Genomic DNA, 15,770 nt, shown 5'->3' with positions numbered 1-15,770 from the left:
ATGATCCGAGGGGCACAGCAGGCCGATTGGCAGGACATCACAGACATCTATACCATTGCCCGCAGCTTTATGCGTCAGGCGGGCAACCCCACCCAGTGGGGGGACAAAAATCCCGACCCGGCGGTGATCCGGCGGGACATGGCGGAGGGAAATTTTTATGTGCTGGAGCGGGAGGGCCGGGTGCAGGCGGTGTTCTCCTTCCTCCCCGGCGAGGACCCCACCTACGGCGAGATCGACGGGGCCTGGCTGAGCGACGGGCCCTACTGCACCATCCACCGGGTGGCCAGCCGGGGGGAGGCCCACGGACTCACCGGGGAAATTTTTCATTGGTGCATGGACCGGTGCGGCCACCTGCGCATCGACACCCACGCCGACAACAAGCCCATGCGGCGGGCCATTGAAAAATTCGGCTTTGTCTACTGCGGCATCATCAAGGCCCACGACGGAACGCCCAGGATCGCCTTTGAGAAAATCGAACAGGCATAACAGAGCGGGCCGCTTCTTCCAAGGAAGCGGCCCGCCGGACTGTCGTTCTGATAGAGATAGGTCGTTGGTGCCATCTGGGTGTTCTTTCATTTTTTATCTCGAAATTAGTGGCTGAAGGTGTCGATCACGTTGCCCTTGAGGTCATACACGTCCCAGACCACGTTGGCGGGGCGGTTGGCGGCCCGGAAGTCGGACAGGCGGACATAGCCGCTCCGGTCGTTGTCGCCAATGACCGCGATCAGCTGGGGAGGATAGCCGTACTTGTCCCGGTCACCATAGGAGCCATAGGTCTCGCCGTTGGCGGTGGTGGGGTAGTCGTGCTTGACGGGGATAGGCTGGGCGCTGGGCAGGAAGTCGGCGGACTTGCCGCCGGTCATTTCATCCAGCTTCTGAACAACTACGGGGTCAGGATTGCTGTGGTCCTGAGTGGTACCACGGACGAAGGAGCCGATGACCTTGCCGTTCAGGTCGTACAGGGGGATAACGGGGTTTGCATCCACCTGGGCCTGATACTGGCGGATCTCCTCCAGGGTGAACAGCTCGGGGGCGATGTCGTTCAGACGGATATAGCCCTCCACGCCGTTCTCACCCATGGCGGCGATCAGGTCAGGGGCCTGGCCCACGGTGTTCCGGTCCAGATAGGAGCCATAGGTCTCGCCCTTGGCGTTGGTGGGATAGCTGGTGACGGCCATGCGCTCGGCTGCGGAGCGGGAGGTGCTGTAGCGGACCACAGGGGCGGAGCCGGAGGTATAGTCGCCGTTGTCGTGATAGAAGCGATAGTCGCCCTCCACCCGGATGTCGCCGGACACGGCGCGCTTTTTGGTATCCAGCAGGTGGATATAGGAGCTGCTGGTGGACCAGCCGGCCTCCTCCACCAGATTATCGTTCTCATAGAGATAGGTCTTCAGCGCCGCCTGGGCGTCCTTCTTGTTCTTCTCCACCGCCCACAGGCAGCCCTTGCTGGCGTTGCCATAGTACAGCGTGGTATAGCAGTCATAGGAGTAACTACCCGCCGAAACAGTCTTGTGGGTGGACTCCTTCTCCAGGTCATAGATACAAGGAGACACATCCGCCGCACCCGCAGAGAGACACATGGCGCAGGTCATGGCGGCAGCTAACAGAGCGGACAAAATCTTTCGGGTTTTCATGGTGAATGCTCCTTTCATTTTTTCTTATCCCGGAATAGATACAATAACAGGATAACTGTTACATAGTACAAGCTGCCGATGATGTATTCGGCCAATGTACTTTGACCAAAATTACTGGGGTCTCTTCCAAAAATAGATACCCAGATGATTCTGGTCCCCACGATTATCAGCAAAATCTTTATGATCCGCATGATGATATATCCTCAAAACGTGTTTTACATTGAAATAATTTCAAATTGAAAACGTAGAGTTTGCAGTTGCCCCTTCCTCGGCCCCATGATATACATCTACTTCACTCGAATCAGCAGGCACCTCCGCCGCACCCACAGAGAGACACATGGCGCAGGTCATAGCGGCGGCAAGCGGGACCGACAAGAGCTTTTTCTTTAACATAACATAAGACCCGCAGGGATGTAAAGCGTTATTTACTTACATTCCCGCAAGTATTACTTATGTTGCGTTTGGTGTTACAAATGTTCTGTTTTAAATGATTGAAAACTAATTTGCTATTTTCCGATAATTTTTCCAAAGTCATATAGTTCACTTGGAACGTCAGACCAGTGGATCACAAAAGAACGCTTTGAGTGGTAGTCGATGACGTAGTTTGTGACCTGCCGTTTTCCAAGATCATCATCCGATTTGCCAGTCCCGTCCACCTCAAATATTCCATCGGACAATTTTTTAACTGAATTGACCCGGTAATAAATTGGCGGAGAGTTTTGAAGACCAGTCAGAAGAAACTCATCATCGAACATGGTATCAGGAGAACGATGTAGCAAACCGAGCGCTGTGTCGTAGTCCTTTTGAATCAGTGCGTTATAATACCCACTGGCAAAAGATGCTACGTCGGCATAGGGGCCGTGATAGGGAGTCTTTGAGCGGAAAACTATCACGCCTGCGGCCAAAAGAAGGCCGATTGCCAGTACGAGCAACGTAGTTTTTGTTTTGGATAGCTTCTTGATGTTCATTTGTGGTTAGTGCTGGGAGAGATGCTCCAATCCAGTCGGTTGGTAGCTCTGGCCGAATGATTGTCCCAATCTGAAGTGTAAAACTCCAAATCAGAAATTTCGATTACGCTGTTGGCTGGGATGATGTTGGTGCTTTCCTGGGAGATCGCCGATGTGGGAACCTGTGCGCCGTATAAAGTGGCGGCGCACAGCAGGGCAAGTGCGACAGGTTTCACATTCATAATAAGACCTCTTTTCTAGTTTCTTGTTTTCACCAAAAGCTGCCGTCCTCTACAGTAGCAGGGTCGACATACTCGACGTTCAGATCACTCACATCCAGCACATCTGGTTCTTTTTCTCGGGTGAGGAATAATGTGACTAGGACCGAGATCAAAACGACCAGGAACAGGGTGAACAGATAGAGCAGGATAATTACGCTATGTTTTCTGAGCATATCTAATTTACTATATGTAGTTGGCTTCGCCGGTTCCGGTGGAGCTTCTTCCTTCTTATCGACCTCCTTTTCTGTGACGGGGACTGACATCGGGTCTGTATCACCATTTAATAGATGGTCAACCGGGACCTGATACAGTCGGCTCAGAGCAAGTAAATTGTCTGTGGACGGGAGCACAGCCCCCGTTTCCCAGTTGGAGATGGCCTGGCGAGAGACATCCAGTGTTTCGGACACCTGAGCCTGGGTCAGTTTGTTCTTCTTTCGCAAAGAAAGCAGCTTTTCATTCAGTTCCATGTTTTCTCCTAATTCTTGTGCTCAGTTTAAGCAAAATTTGTGGGAAAGTAAACCACATCCAGTTTACATCCCGGTTGCATTCGCGCAAGTATCACTTGCATCACGCTTTTTTCACACCTTTTTCAAAAAAACAGCACCTCTTTGTCAACTCTTTGACAGGGTAGAACAAAGGGGCCCCAGCCCGGTCAGGTTGGGGCCCCAGTTTTGTGGGAATTGGTTGGATGCGGGGGTGATGGTCAGCTCTAATCAGATACATCAAGGCGCAAGGAACTGCGTAGGATCATCCTGAATTGCGGAATAGAGGTAGCGCTGATCAGGGAAGTGAAGGGTAGTGCCCATTAAAGTGTCAGAATAGGTATTCGATGCGCCGACCTGAATGTTTACGGCGTAGTCAGCGGCATCCATGGTTGCCTGCTCTACATAATAGAACACATGGGTGTTTCCGCCGGGGTACTGAACTGTATGTTTGATGATCGTTCCGTATAGTACGCCAAAGGCCATTCGGTGGGTGGCTAACTGCCCGTTATAAAGGGTGGTCCTGTCGGCAGGGCCCTGGCATGTATAGGACACCGACTTAGAAACTTTTGCATTGATCGCCGCACCGTACAGGTCGGACCCGGAAGCGATGAATATTGTTCCGGTCTTAATGTCCATTCCTGTAACTCCAGTGGGGATGAGTGTAAAGCATTCACCGTACAGAGGACCGAAAGGACGATATACGGTGATTTCTGCCGCAGGATCGCCAGGGAATGCTACGATTTTGCTGCATCGGTTGCCCACGTAGGCAAGCGCAATCTTGTCCATCAGGTCAGCGAACTTGTAGTCTGGATCGCTGAGGTTGGAAATTGCTTCTTGCCTTAAAAGGGAGAGGGTCTCTTTGTCCAAGGTCTCAATATGCAGATCATATTTGCGTTCCACATAGCTGATTTCGGCGGGGAATTCAGATAAGATGTTGAGGGAGTCAGAAGAGGACAGGGCTGCGTTGTCATTGGCCGGGAGGTTTAACACCATGGCAAATCTGCTTGCAATAACAATAAGAAGAGAGACGATGATAGCCGCAATTACGAAAAGAGAAGTTCGCTTTTTCATATGTTGTTATCCTCCTGAACTCATTATTGCAGATTGCGAGAAAGTTGTCAATAAGATAAAAATGACGCAAATCGGCCTGCGAAAAGTTAGCTGCTATGTCCTGTCGCCTTTCCCTTTGAGTTTATCCGATTATTACTGCCCAATGGAACCAAATTCGATTGACATCTGCGCAAGAATAGCTTGCATTTCTATATTTTTATGTTTTCAAACCATTTTGTGTTAAAAAACCGCCCCCAAGTCTGGTGAGACTCATGGGCGGTTTGCAGCTTGCTTTTGGCGGAGGGGGTCAGACCTCCTCCATGTCCAGGTCCATGTGGTCCATGTACTGGTCCTTCAGCTCGGCGATGCGGGCCATGTGGGGCTGTTTCAGGTGGGTCTGCTGGGCCTGGAGACTGGTCCACTCCTCCTCCAGCAGGACCAGGTCGGGGATGCCCTCGGCGGGGATGTACTCATATTTCAGACAGCCGTTCTCGTTCAGCACGGCATCCTGCAGGGTCTTCTCCGTGACCCCGGCCAGAAAATCGGCCTGGGTGCCCGGCTTCAGATGATACTTAACGTGAACTTTCAGCATAATAATACCTCCTGTTGTTACTTCTGCAGACGTTTATAGTCCAGATAGCCCTCCAGAATGAGGGAGGCGGCTACTGCGTCTACTGTTTTTTTGCGCTTTTTGGCGTTCTTGCCCGCCTGCTGTAAAATGCGGTGGGCGTCCACGGTGGTGCGCCGCTCGTCCCACAGGACGGGCTTTAGGCCCGTGGCCTCCTCCACCCGGCCGGCGAAGGCCCGGTACAGCTCCGCCCGGGGCCCCTCGGTGCCGTCCATATTCCGGGGAAAGCCCATCACGATCTCCTCCGCCCCCTGCTCTTTTGCCAGCCGGGCCAGTTCAGACAGCACCACGTCGGCGCTGCGGCTGTGGATGGTGGTGGTGGTCCCGGTCAAAAAACCGGTGGGGTCGGAAAAGGCGACCCCGGTGTGGGCATCGCCATAGTCAATGGCCATGATCTTCATGCGTGTTCCTCCTGCTGTTTCCTCTGGTCTTGTTGAGGATATCATAGCGTAAAAACGGGGAAGTGGCAACAGGACATTCTCACAATGACAGAATACGGGAAAATATAGAAATTTTATTCTGGATGATTTTCTAGTTGATAATTTTTCAAACCCATAGTATAATATAACCTACCTTTGTTCCGAGCTGCGGCGCGGAGCGAGGCCGCACTAGTCGGGGAGATAGCGGTGCCCTAGACCCGCAATCCGCTATAGCGGGGATGAATCCCGGCCCCCGGACGTGTGGATGTGTCGTTTGACCTGAATAAGCAGCGATGATAGACCGGTCCCGCGCAACGCGGCTCCGTGAACCGTGTCAGGCGGGGAACCGAGCAGCACTAAGCGGCCTGCCGCGTGTGCCGCGGGGTCACTGTTCTTGAGCCGGCTGTTCAGGTACCGGGCATATCCCACGCTTCAAAGGCCGGTGTGCGGCCTCGCTCTGCGCCGCGTTTTTATCCGCTTTCAGGGGGGAAACAGAATGTATCAGGCTCTATACCGCAAGTGGCGCCCCCGCACCTTTGACGATGTGGTGGGCCAGGAACATATCACCGAGACCCTGAAGCAGCAGGTGGCCGGGGACCGGCTGTCCCACGCCTATCTGTTCACCGGCACCCGGGGCACGGGCAAGACCACCTGCGCCAAGATCCTGGCCCGGGCGGTGAACTGCCGGCAGCCGGAAAACGGCAATCCCTGCAACCAATGCCCCGCCTGCCTGGGCATCGAAAACGGCTCGATTTTAGATGTGCTGGAGCTGGACGCCGCCTCCAACAACGGCGTGGACCAGGTGCGGGCCCTGCGGGACGAGGCGGTGTATACCCCCGCCGCCGTGCGCAAGCGGGTGTATATCGTGGACGAGGTGCATATGCTGTCCACCCCCGCCTTCAACGCCCTGCTGAAAATCCTGGAGGAGCCCCCCCCCCACCTGATGTTCATCCTGGCCACCACCGAGCTGCACAAGGTCCCGGCCACCATCCGCTCCCGGTGCCAGCAGTTCGCCTTTAAGCGCATCCTGCCCGGGCAGATCGCCCAGCGGCTGGGCTATGTGGCCCAGGAGGAGGGCATCGACCTCACCGCCGACGGGGCCGCCCTGCTGGCCCGGCTGGCCGACGGCGGCCTGCGGGACGCCCTGTCCCTGCTGGATCAGTGCTCCGGCGGGCGGGCAAAAGTGGACGAGAAAGAAATTCTGGACGTGCTGGGTCTGGCGGGCAATCTGGAGACCGCCGCCCTCATGGACCAGATCGCCCGGCGGGACACCGCCGCCGCCTTAGATACCCTGGCCCGCCTGTATGCCGGGGGGAAGGACGTGGCCTCCGTCCTGGGGGAGCTGTCCGCCCTGGCCCGGGACCTGCTGCTGCGGAAGACGGCCCCCCAGGGGGGCGCATCCCTGCTCACTGGCGGCTATGACGAGGCCACCATGCGCGCCCTGGGGGAACAGTTCACCGCCCAGCGGCTGCTGCAGACGCTCACCGTGCTCCAGAGTGCCCTGGCCGACCTGCCCCGCAGCGGCAACCGCCGCACGGACACCGAGCTGTGTCTCATCCGCCTGTGCGACGAGAGCCTGGACCAGTCTCTGACCGGGCTGGCCGCCCGGGTGGCCCGGCTGGAGGAGCGCCTGACCCAGGGCGGTATCCCCACCCAGCCCCCGGCCCAGAGCCAGGCCGTCTCCAGACCGGTCTCCCGCCCGGCTCAGACTCCGCAGAAGAGACCTGCGGCGGTCCCAAACGTTCAGGAGGACCGCCCCCCTTGGGAGGAGGAGCGGCCCCCGCTGCCCGAGGAGCCCCCGGCCCCCGGGGAGATGGAGCGGGTGTTCGACGTGCCCGAGCCGGAGCCCGTCCGGCCTGCCCCCCGTCCCGCCGCCCGTCCGGCGGTCCAGCCCGCCCCGCAGCAGAGCGTCCCGGCAGGAGGCCCTCCCGACGGAGACCGGGCCTTCTGGCCCTCCTTCGCAGCGGGACTGAAGGGGAAGATCCCGCCCACGGTGCACCCCTATTTGAGCAACGGGCAAAAGGTCACCGGCGTGTGGAAAAACGGCAGCCTGACCCTGTGGACGGACAGTGAATTCACCCGGGCCATGCTGAACAAGCCCGCTGTGTTGGCGGGACTGAAGCGGGCGGCGGCGGATTCCTTCGGCGGAGCCCCCCAGGTCAGCGTGGTGTGCGGCACCCCGCCCCCGGAGGAGCCCGGACCGGCCCCGGTACAGAGTGCGGCCCCTGTGGAGCGTGAGCGGGAGAAGCCCGCAGAGCCCCCGAAAGAGGATGCCATGGATGCTCTGTTGGCCTTTGGGGAGCAGTTTGACAACGTGACCATCCAGTGAGCTTTCACAAGCGACCTGAACAATCAATATTTAAAGGAGTTTGAACGAAATGGCGAAAGGTTTTGGCGGCCGGATGCCCGGCATGGGCGGCGGCATGAACATGAACATGCTCAAGCAGGCCCAGAAGATGCAGCAGGACATGATGAGAATGCAGCAGGAGCTGCAGGAGAAGGAGTATCAGGCGGCGGCCGGCGGCGGTGTGGTGTCCGCCACGGTGAACGGCAAGCACGAACTGAAGAACCTGGTCATCGACCCGGAGGCCGTGGACCCCGAGGACGTGGAGATGCTCCAGGACATGATCGTGGCCGCCGTGAACGAGGCCATGCGTGCCGCCGACGCAGATGCCGCCGGGACCATGTCCAAGCTCACCGGGGGCCTGAACCTGCCCTTCTAAAGGAAACAAGCGTTCAGACCGACCGCCAGACCCAAAGCAAGGGCCTGGCGGTCTTTTCTCTCTAATTGTAAACCAACTAAAAAATACAAGTTGACATTCGCTTGCGGGGACAGTATAATCGTAAACACAAAACAAAACGGAGGTTTACGAATGAGTAAGACAAAGGCGCTGGTCTACTGCAGCCTGTTCACGGCCCTCATTGCGGTGGGGGCCTTTATCCGGGTGCCCATCCCGGTGCTGCCCTTCACGCTGCAATATCTGTTCACCATGCTGGCCGGACTGCTGCTGGGGCCCCGACTGGGCACCATCTCCACCGTGGCCTATATGCTGCTGGGTCTGGCGGGACTGCCCATCTTCACCGAGGGGGGCGGACTGTGGTATCTGTTCAAGCCCAGCTTTGGCTATATCATCGGTTTTTGCGGCGGGACGTTCGTCACCGGCCTGCTGGCCCAGCGGCTGAAAAAGCCCACGGTGCTGGGCTATCTGGGGGCCAATTTCGCCGGGCTGGCGGTGGTCTATGTGGTGGGCATGGGCTATTACTACTTCATCTGCAACTATGTCATCGCCTCGCCCATCGGCCTGTGGCCCCTGATCCTGTACTGCTGCATCCTGGCCATCCCCGGGGACATCGCCTTGAGTATCCTGGCGGCGGTGGTGGTCAAGCGCTTGCAGCCTGTGCTGGGGGCGGACCTGCGCCCTGCGGCCAGAAAAGCCTGATGCCCTGATTTTTTGGAAGAGAGCAGCAACGCAATTTTTGAGGAGGAGCACTTACTTATGGATGTACTCGCATTAGCCCGGGAGATCATCTCCGGCCGCCGGCTGGGCCGCCAGGACGATCTGTCCTTTTTTCTTACCTGTGATTTAGACCAGCTGTGCCAGGGGGCCGACCAGATCCGGGCCGCCTGCGTGGGGGACAAGGTGGACCTGTGTTCCATCATCAACGGCCGCAGCGGCCGCTGCCCGGAGGACTGCAAATACTGCGCCCAGTCCGCCCACAACCACACCGACTGCGAAGTCTATGACTTCCTGCCCCAGGAGGAGATCTTGCGGGTGTGCAAGCTCAACGAGCAGGAGGGCGTGGACCGCTTCTCCATCGTCACCGCCGGGCGGGCCCTCACCGGGGCGGAGTTCGACCAGGCCATCCAGGCCTATGAGGCCATGCACCGGGCGTGCAAGATCGACCTGTGCGCCTCCATGGGCTTTCTCAACGAGGAGCAGCTCCACCGGCTGCACCAGGCGGGGGTGACCAGCTATCACCACAACATCGAGACCTCCCGCCGGAACTTCCCCAACATCTGCACCACCCACACCTATGACATGAAGGTGGAGACCCTGAAAAAGGTGAAGGCGGAGGGCATGTGCGCCTGCTCCGGCGGCATCATCGGCATGGGGGAGACCTGGGAGGACCGGCTGGACATGGCCGTCAGTCTGGCGGAGCTGGGCATCGACTCCATCCCCATCAACGCCCTGATGCCCATCCCCGGCACCCCGCTGGAGCACATGCCCCGGCTCACCGAGGACGAGATCCTGCGCACCATCGCCTTCTTCCGCTATATCAATCCCGAGGCCAACATCCGCCTTGCCGCCGGACGGGCTCTGCTGACAAACGACGGAGAGACGGCATTCAAGGCCGGGGCCTCGGCCACCATCACGGGCAACATGCTCACCACCGCCGCCTGCGCCACCATCCGCAGTGACCGGGCCATGCTGGCCGACATGGGCCGGGACGTGACCCCGGACTATTGGAAGGAGGGGTGAGAGATGGCCAAGGCGCTGTTTGTCACCGGCACGGGCACCGACGTGGGCAAGACCTACATCTCCGCCCTGATGAGCAAAGCACTGAGAGAGGCGGGGCTGAACGCCGCCTATTATAAGGCCGCCGTCAGCGGCAATGTCCGCCGCCCGGACGGCACCCTGATCCCCGGGGACGCCCGCTTTGTAAGGGAGTATGCCGGACTGAGCCAGGGGGAGGAGACCATGTGCCCCTATGTGTACGAGCACGCCTGGTCCCCCCATCTGGCCGCCCAGGCGGAGGGAAACCCGCCGGAGCTGCCCGTGATCCGGGCGGGCTTTCAGGCGGTGTGCGACCGGCATGAGATCGTGACCGTGGAGGGCAGCGGCGGCATCCTGTGTCCCCTGCGTCATGACGAGAAGGAAAAGCTGTGGCTGGAGGACGTGGTGCAGCAGCTGGGGCTGGCCAGCGTCATCGTGGCCCATGCGGGCCTGGGCACCATCAACAGCGTGGTGCTCACAGCGGAGTATATGCGGGCCCGCAATCTGGCCGTGAAGGGCATCATTTTCAATCACTTCCACCCGGGGGACCGGATGGAGGAGGACAACGTGGCCATGTGCCAGGAGCGCACCGGGCTGCCCGTGCTGGCGCTGGTGCAGGACGATATGGAGCGCTTCCCCATGGACGGACAGGCCCTGGCGCAGCTTTATGATGAGGTGAAATGAAATGATTTGGTACCCCTATGAACAGATGAAGACCATGAAGGCCCCCTATAAGATCGAGGATGCCAACGGCGTGTATCTCTACACCAAGGACCAGAAGCTCATCGACTCGGTGTCCTCTTGGTGGTGTATGATCCACGGCTATAAGCACCCGGAGCTCACCGCCGCCATTCAGGAGCAGGCGGGCAAGTTCTGCCATGTGATGCTGGGCGGCCTGACCCACGACCCGGTGCAGAAGCTGTCGGCCAAGCTGGAGGAGTTTCTCCCCGGCGACCTGAACTATTGCTTCTTCTCCGACTCGGGCAGCGTGGGTGTGGAAGTGGCCCTGAAGATGGCCCTGCAGTATAACACCAACCGCCTGGACGACCGCAGGCTGGTGATGCAGCTGGACAACGCCCACCACGGCAGCGAGCTGAAAAAACGCACCATGGTCCTGGCCCTTGAACACGCCTATCACGGCGATACCTTCAAGGCCATGGAGGTGGGGGACGACGAGGACTATCACTTCGCCTTTGACAAGAAGGAGGGCGTGGTCCACATCCCCACCGAGATCCCCGCCCTGGAGGAGGCCTTTGCCAAGTACCACGACCGGCTGAACTGCTTCATCGTGGAGCCCCTGCTCCAGGGGGCCGGGGGGATGCGGATGTACGACATCTCCTTCTTAAAGCGGGCCCGGGAGCTGTGCGACGAGTATGACGTGCTGCTCATCTTTGACGAGGTGGCCACCGGCTTTGGCCGCACAGGCCACCGGTTCGTGGCCGATCTGGTCCTGCCCGACATTCTGGTGCTGGGCAAGGCCCTCACCGGCGGCTATATCGGCCACGCCGTCACTGTGGCCAACGAGAAGGTGTTCCGGGCCTTCTACAGCGACAACGACCGCCACGCCCTGATGCACGGCCCCACCTTTATGGGCAACGCCCTGGCCTGCGCCGCCGCACTGAAGGGCATCGAGATCTTCGAGCGGGAGGACTATATGTCCAAGATCGCCCGCATCGAGGCCATCTCCCAGCGGGAGATGCTGGGCTTTACCGACCCCCGCATCAAAGAGGTCCGGGTCATGGGCGGCTGCACCTGTGTGGAGGTGTATGACGAGGCCACCCTGGAGGGCTTCCAGCAGTTTGCCTATGAACGGGGGGTATTCAGCCGCCCCTTCCTGAAGTATATGTACTCCATGGTCCCCTATGTCATCCAGGAGGAGGAACTGGTCCACATCTTCGACGTGATGAAGGAGTGGTTCCGGCGGGGATAAGCCCATTACGGTTTTATATAGAAAAGCAGCAGCCCGCTGCGGAAGAGAAATAACTCTTTCGCAGCGGGCTTTGCATTGCTTCGGATTACACAGACGGTGCAGCGGCAGAAAAGTGAAATCCGAGAAAAGGAGAAGTGCAAAAACGATTATGCAGGAAGTCGGAAGAAAAACTTCATAATTTAGTACAGTAGAATATGAGAACGGAAATAAAACGCAAGATAAATGACAGATTGTCAAAAAATAAACAAATATTTATGTGCAAAACGCTGAAAATATCCAGAAAAACTGAATGTTGAGTTCTTTTCAAGACAAACTTTAAAGAAATTTAACGTGATCTCTGATTTCTTGGATCATCTTTTCACTTGCAAGAGAGATATGCCGCCCTCGCAAAGTGGCCAGAGCGATGGTGCGGTAGATATTGTCCTCCAGGGGGAAGGTCTGATAGTGGCCGACACGGGTCTGCAAGACCAGCTCTGGCACGATGCTCACCCCCATGCCACCCTCCACCAGGGCGATGACGGAGCTCTCCAGGGTGATATTGTGCTGGTGGCAGGGCTCCAGCTGGTTCTGTGTTAAATATTGCTCCAGACTGCGGTCATAGCCCCGGTGTGACAGCAGCAGGGGGTGGCCCCGCAGATCATCCGGGGTGACATAGGGCGGGTCCTTGGGGGTAAAGCCCTGGGGAGCGATGCACAGCAGCCGGTCGTGGACCAGAGTGATGGTGCTGAACCGCTCGGAGGCGGGCAGAGAGACAAAACCCATGTCCAAAACGCCCTCCAGCAGCATGGATTCGATGGATTGATAGCCGTCCTGATACACCTGGACCTCAATGTGGGGATATTTCTGCTGAAACGAAGTGAGGATGCCGGGCAGCCAGTTGGTACACACGCTGTCCAGTACGCCCAGGCGGATACGGCCCTGCTCCAAGCCATTGATCTTGGCCGCCTCTCCCCGCAGGCGTTCTTCCTCCTCCAGCACGGCCTGGAACTTAGGCAGCAGCAGCTCGCCATAGCTGGTCAGGCTCACCCCGTTCCGGTCCCGGTTCAGCAAGGGAAAGCCCAGTGAGCGCTCCAGAGCGTTCATGGCATGGGTGGCGGCGGAGGGGGTGATGTGCAGCTGCTGGGCGGCGCGGCTCATATTCCTCTCCTCGGCGATGACGCAGAACAGGCGGTATGCGGTCATGGACATCAGGATACCCTCCCTTGAATTGAGTGTTATTCAACTAAAAATAGAATATTATGAAATTTACAAAAGGTCAAGGCAAAATTATAATGGAGCCATCCAGAAAGGAGGGCAGGGCATCTAAGGCAGGTCAAATATGTTTGGTTGTAAAAAGAAGAAATCAGCGCATATCCCATCCCCGCAAAACCGGATCACACAGTTCGAGCCGCCCCGGCCAACGCCCGGCGGCCCCGAGGATAGGAGGTAATTATGGAACAGACGAAGAAACAGGAACGCAGAGCCCCCACCCTGGCAAGGTCCATCATTGTGCTGCTGTCTATGGTCTTTTTTGTCAGCATTGGCTATGGCGTGTTCAAGCTGGAGCTGCAGATGATGCTGCTGTGCACGGCAGCGTTTACCGCCTTTATGGCCATGTCCTTAGGGATGAAATGGGCCGAGATCGAAAAGGCAATCTCCCAGCGTATCGTAAAGGTCATGCCTGCCGTGTATATCATGTTCACGGTAGGTGCGCTCATCGCGTCCTTCATCTTCTCCGGCACCATTCCCATGCTGATCTACTACGGGATGCAGATCATCAGCCCCCACCTGCTCATCCCCTGCAGCTTTTTGATCTGTGCCATCCTGGCCACCGCCACCGGCACCGGCTGGGGCTCGGCGGGTACCGCCGGTGTGGCCCTTATTGGTATCGCAATGGGTCTGGAGATCCCCCTGGCCCCTGTGGCCGCCGCCGTGGTGGCCGGGTCCACCTTCGGCGACAAGCTCTCCCCTCTGTCTGACACCACCCTGCTGGCCGCCCTCAGCGCCGGCACTGACCTGTATGCCCATGTGCGCTCCATGCTGTGGACCACCGTCCCAGCCGCCATCGTTACCGTAGCTGTCTATGCCGTGTACGGGCTGCGCTTTGCCGGTGACTTTGTCATGCCGGAGAACGTGGTGTCCATGCTGGCCGACCTGGACAAGATATACACCTGGAACCTGCTGCTCCTGCTGCCCTTCCTGATCATCCTGGCCGGTTCCCTGCTGAAAAAGCCCACTCTGCCCGTGATGTATATCAGCATCGCCGTGGCCCTGGTACTGGGCATGGTTTTCCAGCACTTCACCCTGAAAAACGGTCTCACCGCCTGCGTCAGCGGCTTTAAGATCGGCATGGTGCCCGGCATGACTGCCGAGACCACCAACGCCAGCGTCCTCACCCTGATCCAGCGGGGCGGCCTGACCTCTATGTCCAATATCATCCTCACCATCTTCTGCGCCTATGCTTTTGCGGGCATCGCCGAGGAGGCGGGCTTTATGGAGAAGATCATCGACTCCTTGGCCCACAAGGTGAACACCCGGGGGGCCACCGTGGCCGCCGCCGTGTGTACCGCCATTGTGCTGACCATCATCGGTGTCAGTGGTTACATCTCCCTCATTATGACCGGCGAGCTGTTCCGCAAGCCCTATCTGAAGCAGCGTATGGACCTGTGCAATCTGTCCCGCACCTGTGAGGACGGCGGCACCATGATCTGCAGCATCGTACCCTTCAGCACCTCCGGCCTGTTCTATGCCGGGGCGCTGGGCGTGCCTGTGCTGGCCTATCTGCCTTGGCACTTTATGGCCTTTATCTGCCCTGTACTGGCCATTATCTACGGTTTTACCGGCGTCGGCATCAAGATGATCTCTCAGGAACAGGCCGATGCTAAGCTGGCCGAACTGGGTTTCAGCGACGACTGAATAAGGGAGGAAAAGATTATGTCCAAACACAACGTCCTCTTGATCCATCCCACCATCCAGCCCAACGGCGTGGCCTATTTTGAGGAGAACGCCAACGTGTTCTATGCCCCCGACGGGCAGGAGGACACCCTGATCCGCTGCATGAACAAGCACCAGATCGAGGCCGTGGCCCTGCGGTGCGAGCCCATTACCCGGCGCATCATGGACGCGGTGCCCACGCTGAAGGTCATCGGGATGCACGGCGTGGGCGTGGACCACATCGACGTGAAGAGCGCCACGCAGCACGGGATCCGGGTGCTGAATGTGCCCGATGCCAACTATCTGTCTGTGGCCGAGCACACCATGATGTTCTTGCTGGCGCTCAGCCGCAGTCTGGGCATCAATGACCGCAGTGTGCGGGACGATGCCTGGTACAGCCGGGAACAGCGCTATACCATGGAGATCTATCAGAAAAACCTGCTCATCGTGGGATTTGGACGCATCGGAAAGACGGTGGCCAAGCGGGCGCAGGCCTTCGACATGCACGTGATGGCCTATGACGGCTTTGTCCCCCAGCAGGCCATGGAGGAACTGGGGGTGGAGAAGGTAGACCGCCTGGAGGACGGGTTGGCCGTGGCCGACTTCGTCACCCTACATGTCCCTCTGACACCAGAGACCCGGGCCATGATGAGCGACGAACAGTTCAAGCAGATGAAAAACAGCGCCTATGTCATCAATATGGGCCGGGGCCCTGTGGTGGACGAGGATGCTCTGGTCCGGGCCCTGGAGGCCGGAGAGATCGCCGGAGCGGGCCTGGATGTGCTGGAGACCGAGCCCCCCCGGGCTGACCACCCCCTGTTTCACATGCACCAGGTGCTGCTGACCCCCCACATCGGCGGCGACACCATCGAGGCCAAGCGCCGGACTTCGGATATCCTGTCCCGCACGGTACTGGAGGCACTGGACGGAAAAGACACCTATAACTGGCTCAATCGCCCCAAGTAATGGACATTTCAGAATCGAATA

Annotated in this window: 17 protein-coding genes and 1 other RNA gene; 10 read left to right on the top strand and 8 right to left on the bottom strand. The window is 58.2% G+C overall.

Annotated elements, in window-relative coordinates; all coding sequences use genetic code 11:
• Complete coding sequence (locus H8S55_RS01460; protein WP_186877504.1) at positions 1 to 486, top strand: N-acetyltransferase; 486 nt, start codon at positions 1 to 3, stop codon at positions 484 to 486.
• Between the two features lie 104 nt (positions 487 to 590).
• Here the strand turns inward: H8S55_RS01460 and H8S55_RS01455 are convergent, their stop codons facing one another.
• From H8S55_RS01455 to ruvX, 7 genes are all read right to left on the bottom strand, one after another.
• Entirely contained in the window at positions 591 to 1,634 is a 1,044-nt protein-coding gene (locus H8S55_RS01455; protein WP_186877503.1) for a hypothetical protein, read from the bottom strand.
• Positions 1,635 to 2,140: 506 nt separating this feature from the next.
• Positions 2,141 to 2,602 carry a hypothetical protein gene (locus H8S55_RS01450; RefSeq protein WP_186877502.1) on the bottom strand — a complete coding sequence of 154 codons (462 nt, stop codon included), beginning with the start codon at positions 2,600 to 2,602 and terminating at the stop codon, positions 2,141 to 2,143.
• A complete protein-coding gene (locus tag H8S55_RS01445; protein ID WP_186877501.1) occupies positions 2,599 to 2,823 on the bottom strand; it encodes a hypothetical protein in 225 nt (74 codons plus the stop codon). Before H8S55_RS01445 ends, H8S55_RS01450 begins: the two co-directional genes overlap by 4 nt.
• A gap of 29 nt (positions 2,824 to 2,852) precedes the next feature.
• Positions 2,853 to 3,329, bottom strand: a complete 477-nt coding sequence (locus tag H8S55_RS01440) for a helix-turn-helix domain-containing protein (protein WP_186877500.1) — start codon at positions 3,327 to 3,329, stop codon at positions 2,853 to 2,855.
• 255 nt (positions 3,330 to 3,584) lie between these two features.
• Positions 3,585 to 4,418, bottom strand: a complete 834-nt coding sequence (locus H8S55_RS01435) for a hypothetical protein (protein WP_186877499.1) — start codon at positions 4,416 to 4,418, stop codon at positions 3,585 to 3,587.
• 286 nt (positions 4,419 to 4,704) lie between these two features.
• On the bottom strand, positions 4,705 to 4,989 hold the full coding sequence (locus tag H8S55_RS01430) for a putative quinol monooxygenase (protein WP_186877498.1): 285 nt from the start codon (positions 4,987 to 4,989) through the stop codon (positions 4,705 to 4,707).
• A gap of 17 nt (positions 4,990 to 5,006) precedes the next feature.
• A complete protein-coding gene (gene ruvX, locus H8S55_RS01425) occupies positions 5,007 to 5,426 on the bottom strand; it encodes a Holliday junction resolvase RuvX (protein ID WP_147560665.1) in 420 nt (139 codons plus the stop codon).
• Between the two features lie 202 nt (positions 5,427 to 5,628).
• Between ruvX and ffs the strand changes: the two genes are divergently transcribed.
• The 7 genes from ffs (at position 5,629) to H8S55_RS01390 (ending at position 11,870) form a co-directional block, all read left to right on the top strand.
• Positions 5,629 to 5,894, top strand: an RNA gene (gene ffs, locus H8S55_RS01420) — signal recognition particle sRNA large type.
• Between the two features lie 46 nt (positions 5,895 to 5,940).
• Positions 5,941 to 7,773, top strand: a complete 1,833-nt coding sequence (gene dnaX / locus H8S55_RS01415; RefSeq protein ID WP_186877497.1) for a DNA polymerase III subunit gamma/tau — start codon at positions 5,941 to 5,943, stop codon at positions 7,771 to 7,773.
• Between the two features lie 49 nt (positions 7,774 to 7,822).
• Positions 7,823 to 8,167: a YbaB/EbfC family nucleoid-associated protein gene (locus H8S55_RS01410; protein ID WP_147560661.1), complete on the top strand. Its 345-nt coding sequence runs from the start codon at positions 7,823 to 7,825 to the stop codon at positions 8,165 to 8,167.
• A gap of 150 nt (positions 8,168 to 8,317) precedes the next feature.
• Complete coding sequence (locus H8S55_RS01405) at positions 8,318 to 8,884, top strand: biotin transporter BioY (protein WP_186877496.1); 567 nt, start codon at positions 8,318 to 8,320, stop codon at positions 8,882 to 8,884.
• A gap of 57 nt (positions 8,885 to 8,941) precedes the next feature.
• Complete coding sequence (bioB, locus tag H8S55_RS01400) at positions 8,942 to 9,925, top strand: biotin synthase BioB (RefSeq protein ID WP_186877495.1); 984 nt, start codon at positions 8,942 to 8,944, stop codon at positions 9,923 to 9,925.
• Between the two features lie 3 nt (positions 9,926 to 9,928).
• The gene (gene bioD / locus H8S55_RS01395; protein WP_186877494.1) at positions 9,929 to 10,624 is read left to right on the top strand and encodes a dethiobiotin synthase; all 696 of its coding nucleotides are present in this window, start codon (positions 9,929 to 9,931) and stop codon (positions 10,622 to 10,624) included.
• 1 nt (position 10,625) lies between these two features.
• The gene (locus tag H8S55_RS01390) at positions 10,626 to 11,870 is read left to right on the top strand and encodes an aspartate aminotransferase family protein (protein WP_186877493.1); all 1,245 of its coding nucleotides are present in this window, start codon (positions 10,626 to 10,628) and stop codon (positions 11,868 to 11,870) included.
• Positions 11,871 to 12,185: 315 nt separating this feature from the next.
• Here H8S55_RS01390 and H8S55_RS01385 read toward each other — a convergent pair whose 3' ends face one another.
• Positions 12,186 to 13,058: a LysR family transcriptional regulator gene (locus H8S55_RS01385; protein ID WP_186877492.1), complete on the bottom strand. Its 873-nt coding sequence runs from the start codon at positions 13,056 to 13,058 to the stop codon at positions 12,186 to 12,188.
• 243 nt (positions 13,059 to 13,301) lie between these two features.
• Between H8S55_RS01385 and nhaC the strand changes: the two genes are divergently transcribed.
• Positions 13,302 to 14,765, top strand: a complete 1,464-nt coding sequence (nhaC, locus tag H8S55_RS01380) for a Na+/H+ antiporter NhaC (protein ID WP_186877491.1) — start codon at positions 13,302 to 13,304, stop codon at positions 14,763 to 14,765.
• A gap of 18 nt (positions 14,766 to 14,783) precedes the next feature.
• Positions 14,784 to 15,749, top strand: coding sequence for a hydroxyacid dehydrogenase (locus H8S55_RS01375; RefSeq protein ID WP_186877490.1), 966 nt, complete (start codon positions 14,784 to 14,786; stop codon positions 15,747 to 15,749).
• The last annotated feature ends 21 nt before the right edge of the window (positions 15,750 to 15,770 follow it).

Source organism: Flintibacter faecis, from assembly GCF_014287875.1.
GTDB classification, from domain to species: domain Bacteria; phylum Bacillota; class Clostridia; order Oscillospirales; family Oscillospiraceae; genus Lawsonibacter; species Lawsonibacter faecis_A.
Note: the sequence above shows the minus strand (reverse complement) of the source record. Positions and strands in the feature narration are given on the sequence as shown.